The organism is Gordonia sp. NPDC003585 (assembly GCF_040610755.1).
Classification (GTDB): Bacteria; Actinomycetota; Actinomycetes; order Mycobacteriales; family Mycobacteriaceae; genus Gordonia.
Genome location: NZ_JBEXMX010000106.1, coordinates 1 through 14,975, shown reverse-complemented (window position 1 = coordinate 14,975; position 14,975 = coordinate 1). Strand labels below are relative to the sequence as shown.

General features: G+C 65.4%; 14 protein-coding genes and 2 pseudogenes. 9 read left to right on the top strand and 7 right to left on the bottom strand.

The window, feature by feature from the left end; genetic code table 11:
• A pseudogene (locus ABZW74_RS21820) lies at positions 1–490 on the top strand (amino acid deaminase/aldolase); the annotation flags it as partial.
• The gene (locus ABZW74_RS21815; protein WP_355279299.1) at positions 487–1,818 is read left to right on the top strand and encodes a D-arabinono-1,4-lactone oxidase; all 1,332 of its coding nucleotides are present in this window, start codon (positions 487–489) and stop codon (positions 1,816–1,818) included. The pseudogene ABZW74_RS21820 and the gene ABZW74_RS21815, both read left to right, overlap by 4 nt.
• A gap of 59 nt (positions 1,819–1,877) precedes the next feature.
• Here the strand turns inward: ABZW74_RS21815 and ABZW74_RS21810 are convergent, their stop codons facing one another.
• A complete protein-coding gene (locus tag ABZW74_RS21810) occupies positions 1,878–3,662 on the bottom strand; it encodes a hypothetical protein (RefSeq protein WP_240857649.1) in 1,785 nt (594 codons plus the stop codon).
• A 132-nt stretch (positions 3,663–3,794) separates the two neighbouring features.
• A complete protein-coding gene (locus ABZW74_RS21805; RefSeq protein WP_240857650.1) occupies positions 3,795–4,544 on the bottom strand; it encodes an enoyl-CoA hydratase in 750 nt (249 codons plus the stop codon).
• Between the two features lie 76 nt (positions 4,545–4,620).
• On the opposite strand from ABZW74_RS21805, the gene ABZW74_RS21800 reads away from it, so the two are divergent.
• Entirely contained in the window at positions 4,621–5,727 is a 1,107-nt protein-coding gene (locus ABZW74_RS21800) for an NAD(P)-binding domain-containing protein (RefSeq protein WP_355279294.1), read from the top strand.
• A gap of 119 nt (positions 5,728–5,846) precedes the next feature.
• On the opposite strand, the gene ABZW74_RS21795 is transcribed toward ABZW74_RS21800, so the two are convergent.
• On the bottom strand, positions 5,847–6,302 hold the full coding sequence (locus tag ABZW74_RS21795) for a hypothetical protein (protein WP_355279291.1): 456 nt from the start codon (positions 6,300–6,302) through the stop codon (positions 5,847–5,849).
• 159 nt (positions 6,303–6,461) lie between these two features.
• Between ABZW74_RS21795 and ABZW74_RS21790 the strand changes: the two genes are divergently transcribed.
• Genes ABZW74_RS21790 through ABZW74_RS21775 form a run of 4 tightly spaced genes read left to right on the top strand, consistent with a single transcriptional unit; the run spans position 6,462 to position 9,538 of the window.
• Complete coding sequence (locus ABZW74_RS21790) at positions 6,462–6,791, top strand: helix-turn-helix transcriptional regulator (protein ID WP_240857653.1); 330 nt, start codon at positions 6,462–6,464, stop codon at positions 6,789–6,791.
• Positions 6,792–6,819: 28 nt separating this feature from the next.
• Positions 6,820–7,428 carry a hypothetical protein gene (locus ABZW74_RS21785; RefSeq protein WP_355279289.1) on the top strand — a complete coding sequence of 203 codons (609 nt, stop codon included), beginning with the start codon at positions 6,820–6,822 and terminating at the stop codon, positions 7,426–7,428.
• Complete coding sequence (locus ABZW74_RS21780) at positions 7,425–8,333, top strand: ATP-binding cassette domain-containing protein (protein WP_355279287.1); 909 nt, start codon at positions 7,425–7,427, stop codon at positions 8,331–8,333. The genes ABZW74_RS21785 and ABZW74_RS21780 overlap by 4 nt, the downstream gene beginning before the upstream one ends.
• Positions 8,330–9,538 carry an ABC transporter permease gene (locus ABZW74_RS21775; RefSeq protein WP_240857656.1) on the top strand — a complete coding sequence of 403 codons (1,209 nt, stop codon included), beginning with the start codon at positions 8,330–8,332 and terminating at the stop codon, positions 9,536–9,538. Before ABZW74_RS21780 ends, ABZW74_RS21775 begins: the two co-directional genes overlap by 4 nt.
• A gap of 276 nt (positions 9,539–9,814) precedes the next feature.
• Here ABZW74_RS21775 and ABZW74_RS21770 read toward each other — a convergent pair whose 3' ends face one another.
• Genes ABZW74_RS21770 through ABZW74_RS21755 form a run of 4 tightly spaced genes read right to left on the bottom strand, consistent with a single transcriptional unit; the run spans position 9,815 to position 13,847 of the window.
• Positions 9,815–11,089 carry a deoxyribodipyrimidine photo-lyase gene (locus ABZW74_RS21770; protein WP_355279297.1) on the bottom strand — a complete coding sequence of 425 codons (1,275 nt, stop codon included), beginning with the start codon at positions 11,087–11,089 and terminating at the stop codon, positions 9,815–9,817.
• A gap of 16 nt (positions 11,090–11,105) precedes the next feature.
• The gene (locus ABZW74_RS21765; protein ID WP_240857657.1) at positions 11,106–11,471 is read right to left on the bottom strand and encodes an FKBP-type peptidyl-prolyl cis-trans isomerase; all 366 of its coding nucleotides are present in this window, start codon (positions 11,469–11,471) and stop codon (positions 11,106–11,108) included.
• A 45-nt stretch (positions 11,472–11,516) separates the two neighbouring features.
• Positions 11,517–12,839, bottom strand: a complete 1,323-nt coding sequence (locus tag ABZW74_RS21760) for a citrate synthase (protein WP_240857658.1) — start codon at positions 12,837–12,839, stop codon at positions 11,517–11,519.
• 60 nt (positions 12,840–12,899) lie between these two features.
• Positions 12,900–13,847, bottom strand: a complete 948-nt coding sequence (locus ABZW74_RS21755) for a carbohydrate kinase (protein ID WP_240857659.1) — start codon at positions 13,845–13,847, stop codon at positions 12,900–12,902.
• An 87-nt stretch (positions 13,848–13,934) separates the two neighbouring features.
• Here ABZW74_RS21755 and ABZW74_RS21750 point away from each other — a divergent pair, with 87 nt between their 5' ends.
• Positions 13,935–14,588: a carboxyltransferase domain-containing protein gene (locus ABZW74_RS21750; RefSeq protein WP_355279285.1), complete on the top strand. Its 654-nt coding sequence runs from the start codon at positions 13,935–13,937 to the stop codon at positions 14,586–14,588.
• A pseudogene (locus ABZW74_RS21745) lies at positions 14,585–14,975 on the top strand (allophanate hydrolase subunit 2 family protein); the annotation flags it as partial. The gene ABZW74_RS21750 and the pseudogene ABZW74_RS21745, both read left to right, overlap by 4 nt.

Genomic DNA, 14,975 nt, shown 5'->3' with positions numbered 1-14,975 from the left:
GATCGTCAACGCGGGCGGCACCGGTTCGATCGAGGAGACCGCGCGCGACCGTTCGATCACCGACATCGCCGCCGGCAGCGGGCTTTTCGGCGGTCACCTGTTCGACGGATACCGGCGATTCCGGCCGGCGCCAGCCCTGGGCTTCGGTCTGGACGTGGTCCGCCGCCCGGGCACCGACATGGTGACCTGCGCAGGCGGCGGATGGATCGCGTCCGGACCGCCCGGCGCGGATCGTCAACCGAAGCCGGTGTGGCCCAGCGGTCTTCAGTTCCTCGGCGCAGAGGGGGCGGGCGAGGTGCAGACGCCCTTGCGTGGCCGGTCCGCGACGAAGCTGAGCATCGGCGACCGAGTGTGGTTCCGGCACACGAAATCCGGTGAGGCATGTGAGCGGGCCACCGAGGTGGCCTTGATCGAACGGGACGACGACGGCACCACCCGGGTACGCGACGTCGTCCCGACCTATCGGGGTGAGGGACAGTGCTTTCTATAACGCAGAGGTCGGCAACGCCGGTGTGGCGCAACTGGGGTGGAACGGAGTCGGCTGCACCCTCTCTGGTGGTGCAGCCGCACGACACCGCAGAAATCGTCGAGGTGATCACCCGGGCCCGCTCCGATGGGCACACCGTCAAACCGGCGGGCGCCGGGCACAGCTTCTCCGGCATCGGGGTGCCCGGCGACATCCTCGTGGACCTCTCGGCCATGCGCGGCCTCATCGAGGCCGACGCCGACCGGTCGCGGGTCACCCTTCGCGGCGGCACGCACCTGTTCGAGATCCCGGAACTCCTTGCTCCACACCGGCTTGCGATGGCCAATCTCGGTGACGTGGACCGGCAGACGATCACCGGCGCGACGTCTACCGGCACGCACGGCACCGGCCTTCGGTTCGGCGGCATCAGCACGCAGGTGGTCGGCGCCACCATCGTCACCGGCACCGGCGCGGTGCGGACCATCGGCGAGGACGACCCGGACCTGCCCGCAGTGGCACTGGGGCTCGGCGCTCTCGGCGTAGTCGTCGACCTGACCCTGGCGTGCGTGCCGGCCTTCTACATGCGCGCGGAGGAACTGCCCGTGTCGGCGGACGATGCGATCGACGGCTTCCTCGAGCGGGTCCACGCACACGACCATCACGAGTTCTACTGGTTTCCGCACACCAATTGTGCTCTCGCCAAGACGAACACCCGACTCGGACCCATCGCCGAGGTGTCCGGCCCCGGACGGGTGCGGCGGTGGATCGACGACGAACTGCTCAGCAACAAGCTCTATCACGGCATGTGCGAGATCGGAAGGCGGATACCGTCCGCCGTGCCCACCATCGCCCAGGTCGCCGGTCGAGCGCTGTCGGCCCGCACGTACACCGATACCTCGACCCGGGTGTTCATCTCGTCGCGCACCGTCCGATTCCGCGAGATGGAGTACGCGGTCGAGCTCGACGCGATTCCCGATGTGCTGCACGAGATTCGGACGATGATCGATCGGCGGCGGTATCGGGTGAGCTTCCCCATCGAGGTACGGGCCGCGGCCGCCGACGATCTGATGCTGTCGACCGCTTCCGGTGGCGCGCGCGGTTACGTCGCGGTGCACCGGTATCACCGCGACAACCCGGCCGATGCCGCCGCCTACTTCGCCGATGTCGAGGCCATCATGGTCGAGCACCGCGGTCGACCGCACTGGGGCATAATGCACACACGCGACGCCGAATACTTGCGTGGCGTCTACCCCCGGTTCGACGAATTCCTCTCGGTGCGTGACCGATTCGATCCCGACCGGATGTTCACCAACCCCTACCTCGACCGCGTGCTCGGCCCCACCGCTGTCTGAGGCGCGACGGAGACCACTCGGCCCACCTCAGCTCAGGAGCGGAAGTGGGCCGAGGACGATCAGTCGGTCGGCTCCTTCTCCGCCGACTCCGCCGGGGCATCCACCGCGATGTCCGACGTCGCCGACGCGGACACGGGCGGCTGAGCGGGCAGCACGTGCTCGCCGGTCTTGTCACATGACAACGCCAACGAGCTGATGTACTGCTTCTCCCCGTTCGGCCCCGGTACCGCCGAGGCGATCATGTCGGGCCGTTCGAACTCGATGCCGGTGACACAGCACAACAGTCGCACGTCGGTCGGATTGCCGTGTTCGTCGTACATCGGGATGTCGATACCGTCGTCGGTGCGGCGCAGGTAGTACTTGCCCTTGGTCGCGAGCGCGATGATGGGCGGCAGCACGAGCGCGAGCACCAAGGCCACCAGCGGCGAGTACGGCTGGATGGTGTCCCCGAAGACATGGAAGTACACCATGATCGACAGGGTGCCGGACACGATCACCGACACGAAGCCGACCGGGTTGAAGTTGTAGAGCATGCCGCGCCGGAACTCGGGTTCCTTCGGTGAGATCTTCAGCAGGTACTTGTTGATCGCGATGTCGGAGGCGACGGTCACGATCCAGGCGATTGCCAGGTTGGCGTAGAAGTTCAGCAGTTCGTTGAGGAAGCTGAACATGTTTGCCTCCATCAGCACGATGGCGATGGTGACGTTGAAGACCAGGAACACCAGACGTCCTGGGTAGGTCTTGGTGACACGCGTGAAACTGTTGGTCCAGGCGAGCGAGCCCGAATACGCGTTGGTCACGTTGATCTTCACTTGACTGATGACCACGAGGATCACCGCCAGCGTCATGGCCAGCCAGTGCGGCATGAACTCTTCGTACACGGCCAGGAACTGGTGCACGGGCTCATTGGCCACTCCAGCCGACTCGGCGAAGTTCATGATGAGGTACACCGCGAGGAAGAGACCGACGACCTGCTTGATGGCACCGAAGATGACCCAGCCGGGACCGGCGGTCAGCACGGCGGTCCACCACTTGCGGCTGTTCTCAGGGGTTTTCGGCGGCATGAAGCGCAGGTAGTCGATCTGTTCGGCGATCTGCGCGATCAGCGACAGACAGACACCGGCGGCGAGCATGGTGCCGGCAAATGAGACCCCGTGCCCGGCTTGGCCGTCGGTGCCACCACTGAAGGAGAGGAAATCACCGATGGCATCGGGGTGTTTGAAGACCAGGTACAGGAAGGGCGCGACCATCATCAGCAACCACAGCGGAGTCGTCCAGACCTGCAATTTCGCAAGGGTGTTCATGCCGTAGATCACCAGTGGGATGATCAGCACCGACGACGCCAGATAACCGAGCCACAGCGGGATGTTGAGGCCGAGCTTGAGGCCCTGGGCCATGATCGACCCCTCGAGCGCGAAGAAGATGAATGTGAACGACGCAAAGATCACGTTGGTCAGGACTGACCCGTAGTAGCCGAATCCACTTCCGCGCGTTATGAGGTCGAGGTCGATGTTGTACCGGGCCGCGTAGTACGACAGCGGGTAGCCGGTGAGCATGATGACGATCGCGAAGAACAGGATGCCCCAGAGGGCGTTACCCGTTCCGTTGGCGATGCCGATGTTGGCGCCGATCGCGAAGTCGGCGAGGTAGGCGATACCGCCGAGCGCGGAGATCGCGACGACGCCGGGACCCCATTTGCGGTAGCTGCGCGGCGCAAACCGCAGTGTGTAGTCCTCGAGCGATTCTCGCGCCGCGGCGGCTGCTGCACCGGTGGCGATGATGCTGTGTTCTGCGTTCTCGATATCACCGATGTCTTCGGTGAAATGATGAGCTTCCTTCGACATACTTCTCCCCTGCTATGTGACGGGATTGCCTGAAGGGAAGCTAAGGATCGCGTGTTTCGGTCAGTTGATCGAAATGTTTCCGCGAGGATAATTCGGGCCAGATGTCCGATATGTCGGGATAATCGATGCCTGTCAGGCGCCGATGAACTTGGGGGCCCGCTTCTCGGTCCGCGCCGCGCGACCCTCCTGCAGATCCGCACTCTCCCAAGCGCGCATCATTGCCGCGAGGCGCTCCTCGGGGGCGGCATCGCGCGCGCCGTCACCGTTGAGGACGAGCTTGTAGTGCTGAAGGGTGAGCGGCGCGAACGCTGCGATCGTCGACGCCCAGTGCTGCGCGTCAGCGAGATCGCCGATGCGGTTGGCGAATCCAAGTTGGTGGGCCCGGTCTGACGTGAGCGGATCGCAGCCGATCAGCATGCCGCGCGCATGCCCGGCACCAACCAGCGACACCAGCCGTCGAATCGTCCACTCATCAACCGCCACGCCGATCTTCGCGGCCGGAATACCGGCCAGAGCGTCGGGCGCCATCACCCGTAGGTCGGCGGCCATCGCCAGTTGCAGGCCCGCGCCGAGCGCGCTCCCGTTCAGTGCGGCGATCACGGGCACCGGCGTCGACTCGATCTGCCGCAACGTGGCGATCAGCTTGTCGAGGAACGACTTGTCGTACACGGGTCCCGAAAGGTCGGCACCCGCGGAGAACACATGACCGCGACCGGTCAGCACGATCGCGCGGGCCCCCTGCTCGACCGCCCGGGAAAAGCCCTCCGCCAGTTCGGAGACCATGGCTTCATCGAGCGCGTTGCGCTTGTCTACGCGATCCAACTCGATCGTGACGACGGCGTCTTGCGTACTGAAGTGAATCCGCTGAGCTGAACTGACCATGCGCGGAAGCCTACCGATCGCTGTGCCCGCCGGTGTCGCGCAGGTCAATTTTCTCTTGCCATGCCAGGCTTGCAGAGTGGACAACACCGCCAAATCCGACGTGCTGGTGATCGGTGGGGGCCAAGCGGGCTTGTCGGCAGCCTACTTCTTGCAGCGTTTCGGCCTCGACGACCGGTATCTCGTCGTCGACCACGCCCCTCACCCTGGTGGCGCTTGGCAGTTCCGCTGGCCGACGCTCACGCTGGCCGCAGCCAACCACGTCCACGATCTTCCCGGATACGGATTGATCGAGGCGCTCGGTGTCGAGTGCGACGAGTTCCCGGCACGAACGGCAGTACCCGAATATTTCGGCAAGTACGAGAAGAAGTTTGGCCTACGCGTCGAGCGTCCCGTGCACGTGCGCTCGGTCCACCACGATGCCGACGGGTTCTTGTCGACGCGCGACGATGGCCGCGAGGTGCGGTCGCAACTCATCGTCAACGCCACCGGCACCTGGGATCGTCCGTTCATCCCACATGTGCCCGGTGCCGCGGATTTCGTTGGGCGACAACTGCACACCCACGATTACACCGGCCCCGACGAGTTCGCCGGCAAACGGGTCCTGGTGGTAGGTGCGGGCATCTCCGCGATCCAACTTCTCATCGAGATCGCACGTGAATCCGAAGGCGCACAGACCTTCTGGTGCTCACGCACCGAACCGGTGTTCAATCCCCGCCCGTTCTCGCCCGAGCAGGGGCGGGAAGCGGTGGCCCGCGTCGAACGTCGCGTCCGCGCGGGCCTGCCCCCGACATCGGTGGTCTCGGTGACCGGGCTGGCGCTCACGCCGGCGGTCGCAGCGGCCCGCGACGACGGAATCCTCACGTGGCGACCGATGTTCACCCGAATCACCGAGACCGGTGTGTGCTGGGACTGCGACGAGGGCCGCGACCACCTCGACGTCGACGTGATCTTCTGGAACACCGGATTCCGCAGCGCCCTCGACCATCTCGCGCCGCTGCATCTGCGTGGACCGGGCGGCGGCATCACCATGACCGGACGTCTCGCCACCGTCGTCGAATCCGATCCCCGCGTCCAACTTCTCGGATACGGACCGTCGGCGTCGACCATCGGCGCGAACCGCGCCGGGCGCGAGGCCGCCCGCGTGGCTCGCGATCTGCTCGCGAGACCCTCCTCCGCCGGCTGACGTGCGAGCCAATCCGTTGGATGTCTGTACGCCCCAGCCCGTCCAAGTGCACTGTGCACTTGATCTGGCCCCCAGGTACAGATTCCCGCAGTTCAGAAGGCCAAAGCAGTACGCTCCGATCAGCCGACGCGGAGCTCTTTGCCGCAGTCGCCGTTGGTGCTGCCCGGGCCGATGCTCGAGGTATTCGCCGCAGCGAGAACCAGCGCGATCCGCCCCTTGCCGGTCTTCAGATTCGGCACGGTGAGGGTATTGGCAGATCCGACGACCCGCTTACGTACGTCACCGCCACCGTTCTTGCCGGTGTCGAGATTCGCCCAGGTCACGCGGAAGGTCTGCTGGTATCCCAGCAACGACATCGAGTTGGTCTTCAGGGTGAACGTCACTGTGTCCGAGCCGATCTGGGTCGCCGACGCGGTGCTGTTCGCCTGGATGACAAACAGGTTCGGATTCGCATAGGTGAACGAGCACAACTGGGTGGTCGCACCCTGCGCAGGCGCTGACACGGCAGCGGGCAGGACAGCGGCACCGAGCCCTAGTGCGGAGACAGCGATGGCGGTGCGAGCGGTATTCCTCACGAACTTCCTTTCGTCTGCGGGTGATGTGCGGGCACTGTCGGCCACGTCACATCGGTCATATCGGGCGACCCACCCAGATCATTAACACAACCGAACAATTCGGCTCCTCAGTGATGGTCACTGTTGACATTTCGTTGTGTTTTCACAACACTCTGATATGTGAGTCCAGTACGACGCGGAGACAAGCTCCCGATCTACAACCGCATCGCGGTGCTGCGTGCCGAGCGCAGGATGTCGCGGGCCGATCTCGCCGCGCTGGTCGGCATCAATGTTCAGTCGGTCGGCGCACTCGAACGCGGCGACAACTACCCCAGCCTCGACCTCGCGTTCCGGATCTGCGCGGTCTTCGACCTCCCCGTCGAAGCCGTGTTCAGCCGCACCGAGTTCGGCGCGATGTCGGCCGAGCTCTACCGCCGCACCGCCGAACGCGGCGACACGCAGATCACCGGCACGAAGACCGACGTCACGATGACACCAGCACCCGACTGACACAAGCACCCGACTAGGGAGGTATGCAATGAACGACCCCAACGTCGCGATCCCCGCAGAGGCAACACCGGCCCTCTGGCGACGCTACGACGAATGGCGCGGCAATCGATACCTTCAGTTCAATCAGCGTCACGCACATCAGCTCTCGACGTGGCGCAATCGCCGTGGGTATCGGCGGCTCGTGTTGCTGCTCGCTTTCATGCTCGCCATGATGATCGTGGCGACCGTCATGGCGTTCAGCAGCCGAACCTGGTTCGTCATCCCGTTCCTGGTGGGCCTCGCCGGGGTCATGGCCTCGCTGTATCTGCTGCGCATCGTCACCGGGTCGGTGGCCGACGCCCCGGTGTCCGCACTCGACGAAATACAACTGGCACAGCGGAATTCGGCGCGTTCGATCGGCCTGTTCGTCATGTTCGTGCTCATGTTCGTCCCGTACCTCGTCCTCATCGCCCTGAGTATCGGCGACGACCCGGTGTCCGCCGACCTCGTGTACGGCACTGCGGTCCTGCTCATCTCGCTGCTGCTGACCGCGATGTGCGTCCCGACGATGCTCACCGCCTGGTGGATGAGCGAACCCGACCCCGAGGACCTCGCCATCCCCAAAGATCTCGACGATACCGAAAGGACCACACAGTGACCGCACCGCTCATCGTCGACGGCCTGCACAAACGCTATGGCGACCTGGTAGCCCTACAGGACATGACCTTTCACGTCGATCCCGGTGAGATCTTCGGATTCGTCGGCAGTAACGGGGCAGGCAAATCCACCACCATGCGGATCGTCCTCGGTGTGCTGTCCGCCGATGCCGGCGAGGTTCGGCTCGGGGATCGCCGCATCGACCTGCAACTCCGCCGACGCATCGGCTACATGCCCGAGGAGCGCGGACTGTATCCGAAGATGAAGGTGGGCGAACAACTTCGGTTCCTCGCCCGACTGCACGGCATGACGCCGTCGGAGGCAGCCGACGCCGTCACACGGTGGACGCAGCGTCTCGGGGTCGGCGAAAGGGTCGACGACAACGTCGGCGACCTCAGTCTCGGCAACCAGCAACGCGTCCAACTGGCCGCGGCACTCGTCCATGACCCCGACGTGCTGGTGCTCGACGAACCATTCTCCGGACTCGATCCGGTTGCCGTCGACGTGATGAGCGACGTCCTCAAAGAGAAGGCCGCCGAGGGAATCCCGGTGATCTTCTCGTCGCACCAACTCGACCTCGTGCAGCGATTGTGCGACCGGGTGGGAATCGTCGCCAAGGGACAGATGCGCGCCCTCGGCGCTGTCGACGCGCTTCGCGGGCGGGACGGTATCACGTTGGAGGTGATCGGCCCAAGGACCGACATCCGTTGGGCCGATGGAATTTCCGGCGTCCTCGATGCCGATTACTCCGACCAGCGCGACGGCCGTACCGTACTGCGGATCGATCCCGACGGCGTCGACGATCAGCAGATCCTGGCTGCCGCACTGCACCACGGTCCGGTGCACCGGTTCGCCACCTCCACCCCATCCCTCACCGAACTCTTCCGAGAGGTGGTGTCCGTATGACGACCACGCACAGCATTTCCCCCGAAACCCGCGCGACGACGTCGATCGCTCTCATCGCCCAGCGGGAGATCACGACTCGCGTACGCACCAGGTCGTTTGTCGCCACGACCGCGATCCTCATGATCGTCATCATCGCGGGCCTCATCGTGTGGTCGGTCTTCAGCGGCGGCGGAGACTCCAAGGAACGAATCGGGTTGGTGGGCAACGACTCTACCCTGACCGCCGCGATCACCGCGGTCGGGGATCAGAGTGGCACACCGGTCACTGTGGTGACACTGGCGTCCACCGATCAGGCCCGTGACCGGGTCGCCGACGGCGATCTGGAAGCCGTGGTCGTCACCGGGCCCAACTCGTCGTACACTCTGATCAGCAAGGACGGCATCGAGGAGTCGCTGTCCGGCGTCCTGCGCGGTGCGATCGCCCAGACCGAACTCGCTCGCGGTCTTGCCGCGCGCAACGTCGACGCCACAACACTGCCGCAGCCATCCATCTCGATGAGCGAGACCGAACCCGCGGACCCCGCCGTGGGGCAGCGGATCGTCGTCGCCATCGTCGGATCGATGCTGCTGATCACCGCCATCATGATGGGCGGCAACATGATCGCCGTCGGCGTGGTCGAGGAGAAGACGTCGCGCATCGTCGAACTCCTGCTCGCCACGATCAAACCGCTGCACCTCATGTGGGGCAAGATCATCGGCATCGGGGTGGTCGCGCTCGGTCAGATGGTGTTGCTCGGAATCACCGCGCTCATCGCGGGCACGGCCACCGGCATGCTCACCATCGCGGGTACAGCACTCGGCATGTTCGCCGCGGTACTGATCTGGTTCCTGCTCGGATTCGTGTTCTTCGCAACGCTGTACGCTGCCGCCGGGGCGATGGTGTCCCGACAGGAGGAAATCGGGTCGACGATCACGCCGCTGACGATCCTGTCCCTGGCCGTCATGTACTCGGGCATCTTCGGCATCCAGGCACTCGACTCGACGTTCATTCAGACGCTGTCCTGGATACCGCCGTTCAGCTCAGTGCTCATCCCGATCCGAATCGCCACCGGCGACACAGATCCGGTTCAGATCGTCGTCTCGCTGCTGCTGATGGTCGCGGCCTGCGTCATCGCCACCTGGCTGGCCGCCAAGGTGTACCAACGATCCATCCTCCGCACCGGATCGCGCGTCAAATGGGGTGAGGCACTGCGGCTGTCGCGGTGATGCATCCACTGCCGAGCTGTGCGAGTCCCCACTCGCCGGCTGAGGTGCGAGCCTGCGAGCCTCGAAGCCCCTGGTGAGATATGCGATGTCGTCTCACCTGGCCTTCGAGGCTCCTCGCTGGCGCTCGTCGCACCTCAGGCAGCGGAGGTTGGCTCCGTTCCCACGAATCCAGGCTCAGGCAGCGGAGCGCTCTCGCTTGCGCTCGCTTTAGGTCAGCAGCGGAATGGGCGGCGTGCGTTGTTTGGCGCAGCTTGCCGCTCCAACCAGCAGGGGTGGTCACAGAGAACGGTAGCGCCGCAGCGCCTCTTCGCGTTCGGCCTTGTGGTCGACGATGGGTTCGGGGTAGTCGGCGGTACCGACCTCGGGTACCCAGCGTGCGACGTACTCACCGTCGGGATCGAACTTCTTGGCCTGTGTCTCCGGGTTGAACACCCGAAAGTACGGTGCCGCATCGGTTCCGGTGCCGGCCGCCCACTGCCAGCCGTGCTGGTTCGATGCCATGTCGCCGTCGACGAGCTGGTCGAGGAACCAGCGGGCACCCCACCACCACGGCAGATGCAGGTCCTTCACCAGGAACGACGCCGTGATCATTCGAACGCGGTTGTGCATGAAGCCGGTCTGCGCCAGTTGACGCATCCCGGCGTCGACGATCGGGAAGCCGGTGCGACCCTCCCGCCAGGCGTCGAATCGGCGTTCGGCGTCCTTGTCGGTGTCGAGATCGATGTCGTCGAATCCGCTGTTCCAGTTGTGCCACAGACTGTCCGGCCAGTGATACAGCACGTCGGCGTAGAAGTCCCGAAACGCCAGCTCGCGGAGATAGGCTGCGGCAGAAGGATTCCGCCCGTCGAGATCGGCGGCCATCGTGCGCGGATGGATGTTTCCGTACTTCAGGTAGACCGACATCCGGCTGCTCGCGTCGAGATCGGGACGGTCACGGTCGGAGTCGTATCCGTCGAGATCCTCCGCCACGAACTCGTTCCACCGTGCACGCGCGGCGTCCTCCCCCGCAACCACGTCGATCTTCGTCGGGGACGCCGGCACGCGGATGCGACCCGACTTCCGAATATCGCTGGGATCGACAACGTCCGACGCCTCAAACGGACCCGCAGGCTTGCGCCAACCGTGCTCGCGCCACTGCCGGAAGAAGGGCGTGAACACCTTGTACGGTTCACCGTCGGACTTGGTGATGCGTCCCGGCGACACCAGATACGGCGACCCTAGCGGCTCGAACGCCACGTCACCGAGTTCGCGCACGACGGCGTCGTCGCGCCTGCGCCCGAACGGCGAAAAGTCTTCGCTCACATGAACAGAACCGGCGTCTGCCGACGCAACCAGCCGCGGGACCTCGACCTCCGGCCGGCCACGGACCACGAGCAAATTGCCGTCGAGCTTGGTGTTCAGCTCACGCAACGAGTCGAACAAGAACGCGAGGCGACGCTCGCCCGACGACTTCTCCAGCAGCGGGTCGAGGACGAAACAGACCAGGACACGACCACGTTCGGCCGCGGCCACAGCCGCAGGAAGGTCGTCGAGCCGCAGGTCGCGGCGCAACCAGAGGAGAGAAGTGTCAGACACCCAGCAGGTCGATGACGAAGACGAGAGTGCGCCCGGAGAGTCGGTGTCCGGCACCGGCAGGTCCGTAGGCAAGCTCCGGCGGCACCGTCAGCTGACGGCGCCCTCCGACCTTCATGCCGGGAATCCCTTCCTGCCATCCCGGAATCAGCCGGTCGAGCGGGAAGTTGGCCGACTGACCGCGATCCCAGGACGAATCGAACTCTTCACCGGACTCGAAGTCGACTCCCACGTAATGGACGTCGACGATCCCACCACGCTGGGCCTCTTCACCGTCGCCGATCACCAGATCCTTGATGGTCAGCTCGGCGGGCGCGGGGCCGTCCTGGAATTCGACTTCGGGCTTTTCGGTACTGGTCACTGGACTCTCCTTTGAGTCGTTCGGATCAGAGGTGCGCAGGACGCGTCAGCGGTCACCCATGGAGACGTAGTCGCGTTCGGTGTAACCGGTGTAGAGCTGGCGCGGACGGCCGATCTTGCCGGCGGGATCCTGATTCATCTCGCGCCAGTGCGCGATCCACCCGGGCAGACGTCCGAGTGCGAACAGCACGGTGAACATGCGCGTCGGGAATCCCATGGCGCGGTAGATGACCCCGGTGTAGAAGTCCACGTTCGGGTACAGCTTGCGTTCGATGAAGTAGTCGTCGGACAGCGCGACCTCTTCGAGGCCCTTGGCGATGTCGAGCAGATCGTCCTGCACGCCAAGGGATTCCAGGATCGTGTCGGCGGTCTTCTTCACGATCGCGGCACGCGGATCATAGTTCTTGTACACGCGGTGACCGAAGCCCATCAGCTTGACGCCGGCTTCTTTGTTCTTGACCTTGGTCATGAACTCCTTGGTGTCACCACCGGAAGCCTTGATGTCGTCCAGCATTTCGAGCACGGCCTGGTTGGCGCCGCCGTGCAGCGGACCCCAGAGTGCGTTGATGCCGCCGGAGATCGAGGTGAACAGGTTGGCCTGCGACGAGCCGACCAGACGCACCGTCGACGTCGAGCAGTTCTGCTCGTGATCGGCGTGCAGGATGAACAGCATGTCGAGGGCCTTGGCGACCTCGGGATTGACCTCGTAGGGCTCGGCCGGGAAGCCGAAGGTCATCCGCAGGAAGTTCTCGACCAGGCTCAGCGAGTTGTCCGGGTAGAGGAACGGCTGGCCCGACGACTTCTTGAAGGCGTAAGCAGCAATGGTCGGGAGCTTGGCCAGAAGACGGATCGTCGACAACTCGACCTGCTCCGGATCCTTCGGGTCGAGCGAGTCCTGGTAGTAGGCGCTCAGTGCGTTCACCGCACTCGAGAGCACCGGCATCGGATGCGCGTTGCGCGGGAATCCGTCGAAGAACCGCTTGAGGTCCTCGTGCAGCAACGTGTGGCGCTGGATTTTGGTGGTGAACTCTTCGAGCTGCGACGGCGTCGGGAGCTCACCGTAGATGAGCAGGTAGCTGACCTCGATGAAGGTCGAACTCTCGGCCAGCTGCTCGATCGGGATTCCGCGATAGCGCAGGATGCCCACGTCGCCGTCGATGTAGGTGATCGCAGACTTGGTCGACGCAGTGTTGACGAAACCACCGTCGAACGTGGTCAGGCCGGTCTCGGCGAGGAACTTTCCGAGTGCGACGGAGTCGCTGCCCTCGGTGGCCTTCAGGATCGGCAGCTCCAGCTGTCCACCGGGGTAGGTGACGGTTGCTGATGCGGTGTCGGATGCCTGGTCGGCTGGGACTGTTTCAGCAGACACACGAACCCCTTTGCTCAGGTCAGAGTTGACGATGTCCGGGTGGGACATACAGGTATAAACCTAGTCGCTTCTGAGCTCGCTCGCCCACGGAGGGTCCGCGCCCGGGCGGGTGACGGTCACCGCAGCGACGTGAACTGCGAATTCGGCGACGCTGCGCCACTGTTCGGACCCCAGCGAACCGACGGCTGCGGGAGTGAGCGCGCCGAGCCGGTCGAGCCCGTGCAGGACGCCGCCCATGATGCTGTCGCCGGCCCCGATGGTGTCGACGACGTCGACCTCGGGCGCAGACACTGTCACGGTGTCGCCGGCGGTCCGGATGCTCAGGCCGTCGGCTCCGGCGGTGGTCACGACCGCGGTGACCCCGTTGTCGATCCAGTCCTGCGCACCACTTCCATCGGTCCCGGACGCCAGGAACGCGGCGTCCTCGTCGGATAGTTTCACGACGTCGACGAAGGGCATCCAGGCCCGGAACCTGCGGCGATAGGCGTCGGCGTCGTCGATCACGGCCGCGCGGATGTTCGGGTCGAGGGCCACCAGCCGACCGTCGTCGTGGCAACGGCGCAGCAGGTTCTCGTACACCGTCGCGCCCGGCTCCAACACCAGCGAGAGCGTGCCGAAACAAACGGCGGCAACGGTCGCCGGCAACGAACCCGGGTCGCCGACCGCACGATCCGCGGTGCCCCCGACGTAGAACGAGTAGTGCGCAGCACCATCGTCACCGATCGTCGCCAGCGCGAGTGAGGTGGGCTCGTCGCGGCGCTGGACGAACGCGGTTCCCACGCCACTGGCCTGGAGGGCGTCGAGGATTGCGGTGCCATATGTGTCCGACGACACCGCTGAGAGAAACGACACCGCACTGCCCAGCCGACCGAGCGTCACCGCAACGTTGAACGGGCCGCCCCCGAGTGCGGGCTGCAGCGGCGACAGGGGGCGCCCCGACCCACGTGCCACGCGATCGGTCGCCACGACGTCGACCAGCGCCTCACCGCAGACGACGATCTCCCTCATCGAGCCATCCGATCGACGCATGTCACGGGCCCAGTGTGCCACTGCGTGATACCCGCTCGGGGCGTTCCACGCCGGTAGGCTCGGTTCATGCGGGAGTTGCCGGCCGGTCACGACGCGGTGGTGCTCGATTTCGCGCTCGACGAGTCGCCCACCGACGCTGTTCTGGCTGCGGTGTCGGCACTGCGGGCGGCCATCGAGGCGGGCGGGCTCGTCCACGTCACCGACGTGATCCCCAGCGCCCATACGGTCGTGGTGCAGGCAACCCCGGGACGCGGCATCGATGTGCTGGGAGTTCATCGGGCGCTGCGATCGGGTCGCGCGCGGGATGATCCCGCGCGAGCGCCGGCCGAGGTCGAGATCCCGGTGATCTACGACGGCGACGACATCAACGACGTGGCACGGTTGCTCGACACCTCCGCCGAGGAGGTGGGCCGATTGCACCGCGACACCTCCTGGCGAGTCCAATTCATGGGCTTCGCACCGGGTTTCGGATATCTGGTAGCGGCGGATCCGGCGTCGGACCCGTTTGCCACCGTCGGTCGGCGCTCCGAGCCGCGCACGCGGGTACCCGAGGGGGCGGTCGCGATCGCCGCAGGCTACAGCGCCGTCTACCCCCGGCAGAGCCCGGGTGGCTGGCAATTGTTGGGCCGCACAGAAATTGCGCTCTGGGATCAGACCGCGACGCCGCCCGCGCTGCTGGCGCCGGGCACGATCGTCCGGTTCGTCGAGGCCCGCACATGACGGTCGTGACCGTCGTCGCCACCGGACCGCTGGCGACGATCCAGGACCTCGGCCGTCCCGGGTACGCACATCTCGGGGTGCCCGGTTCCGGCGGCGCCGACCGCGCCGCGCTCACCCTGGCCAATCGCCTTGTGGGCAACCGCATCTCGGCGGCGGCCGTCGAGTCGACCTTCGGCGGGTTGCGGTTGCGCGCCGACACCGACGTCCTGGTGGCGGTGACCGGCGCGGAGGCCACCGTGCGCCTCGCGGGCACGCCGGTCGGGCTCGCCGCCGGCATCGTGTTGCGCGCCGGGGGCGAACTGACCGTCGACCCACCGACGTGGGGATGCCGCAACTACCTCGCGGTCCGCGGCGGCTTCGACGTGCCGGCGGTCCTCGGCTCGCGGT

What these genes read in the sequence shown, in the direction of transcription:
- ABZW74_RS21775 (WP_240857656.1), top strand. Translation starts at nt 8,330, where the DNA reads ATGACGACCACGCACAGCATTTCCCCCGAAACCCGCGCGACGACGTCG.
- ABZW74_RS21805 (WP_240857650.1), bottom strand. Translation starts at nt 4,544, where the DNA reads ATGGTCAGTTCAGCTCAGCGGATTCACTTCAGTACGCAAGACGCCGTC.
- ABZW74_RS21755 (WP_240857659.1), bottom strand. Translation starts at nt 13,847, where the DNA reads ATGAGGGAGATCGTCGTCTGCGGTGAGGCGCTGGTCGACGTCGTGGCG.
- ABZW74_RS21750 (WP_355279285.1), top strand. Translation starts at nt 13,935, where the DNA reads ATGCGGGAGTTGCCGGCCGGTCACGACGCGGTGGTGCTCGATTTCGCG.
- ABZW74_RS21785 (WP_355279289.1), top strand. Translation starts at nt 6,820, where the DNA reads ATGAACGACCCCAACGTCGCGATCCCCGCAGAGGCAACACCGGCCCTC.
- ABZW74_RS21810 (WP_240857649.1), bottom strand. Translation starts at nt 3,662, where the DNA reads ATGTCGAAGGAAGCTCATCATTTCACCGAAGACATCGGTGATATCGAG.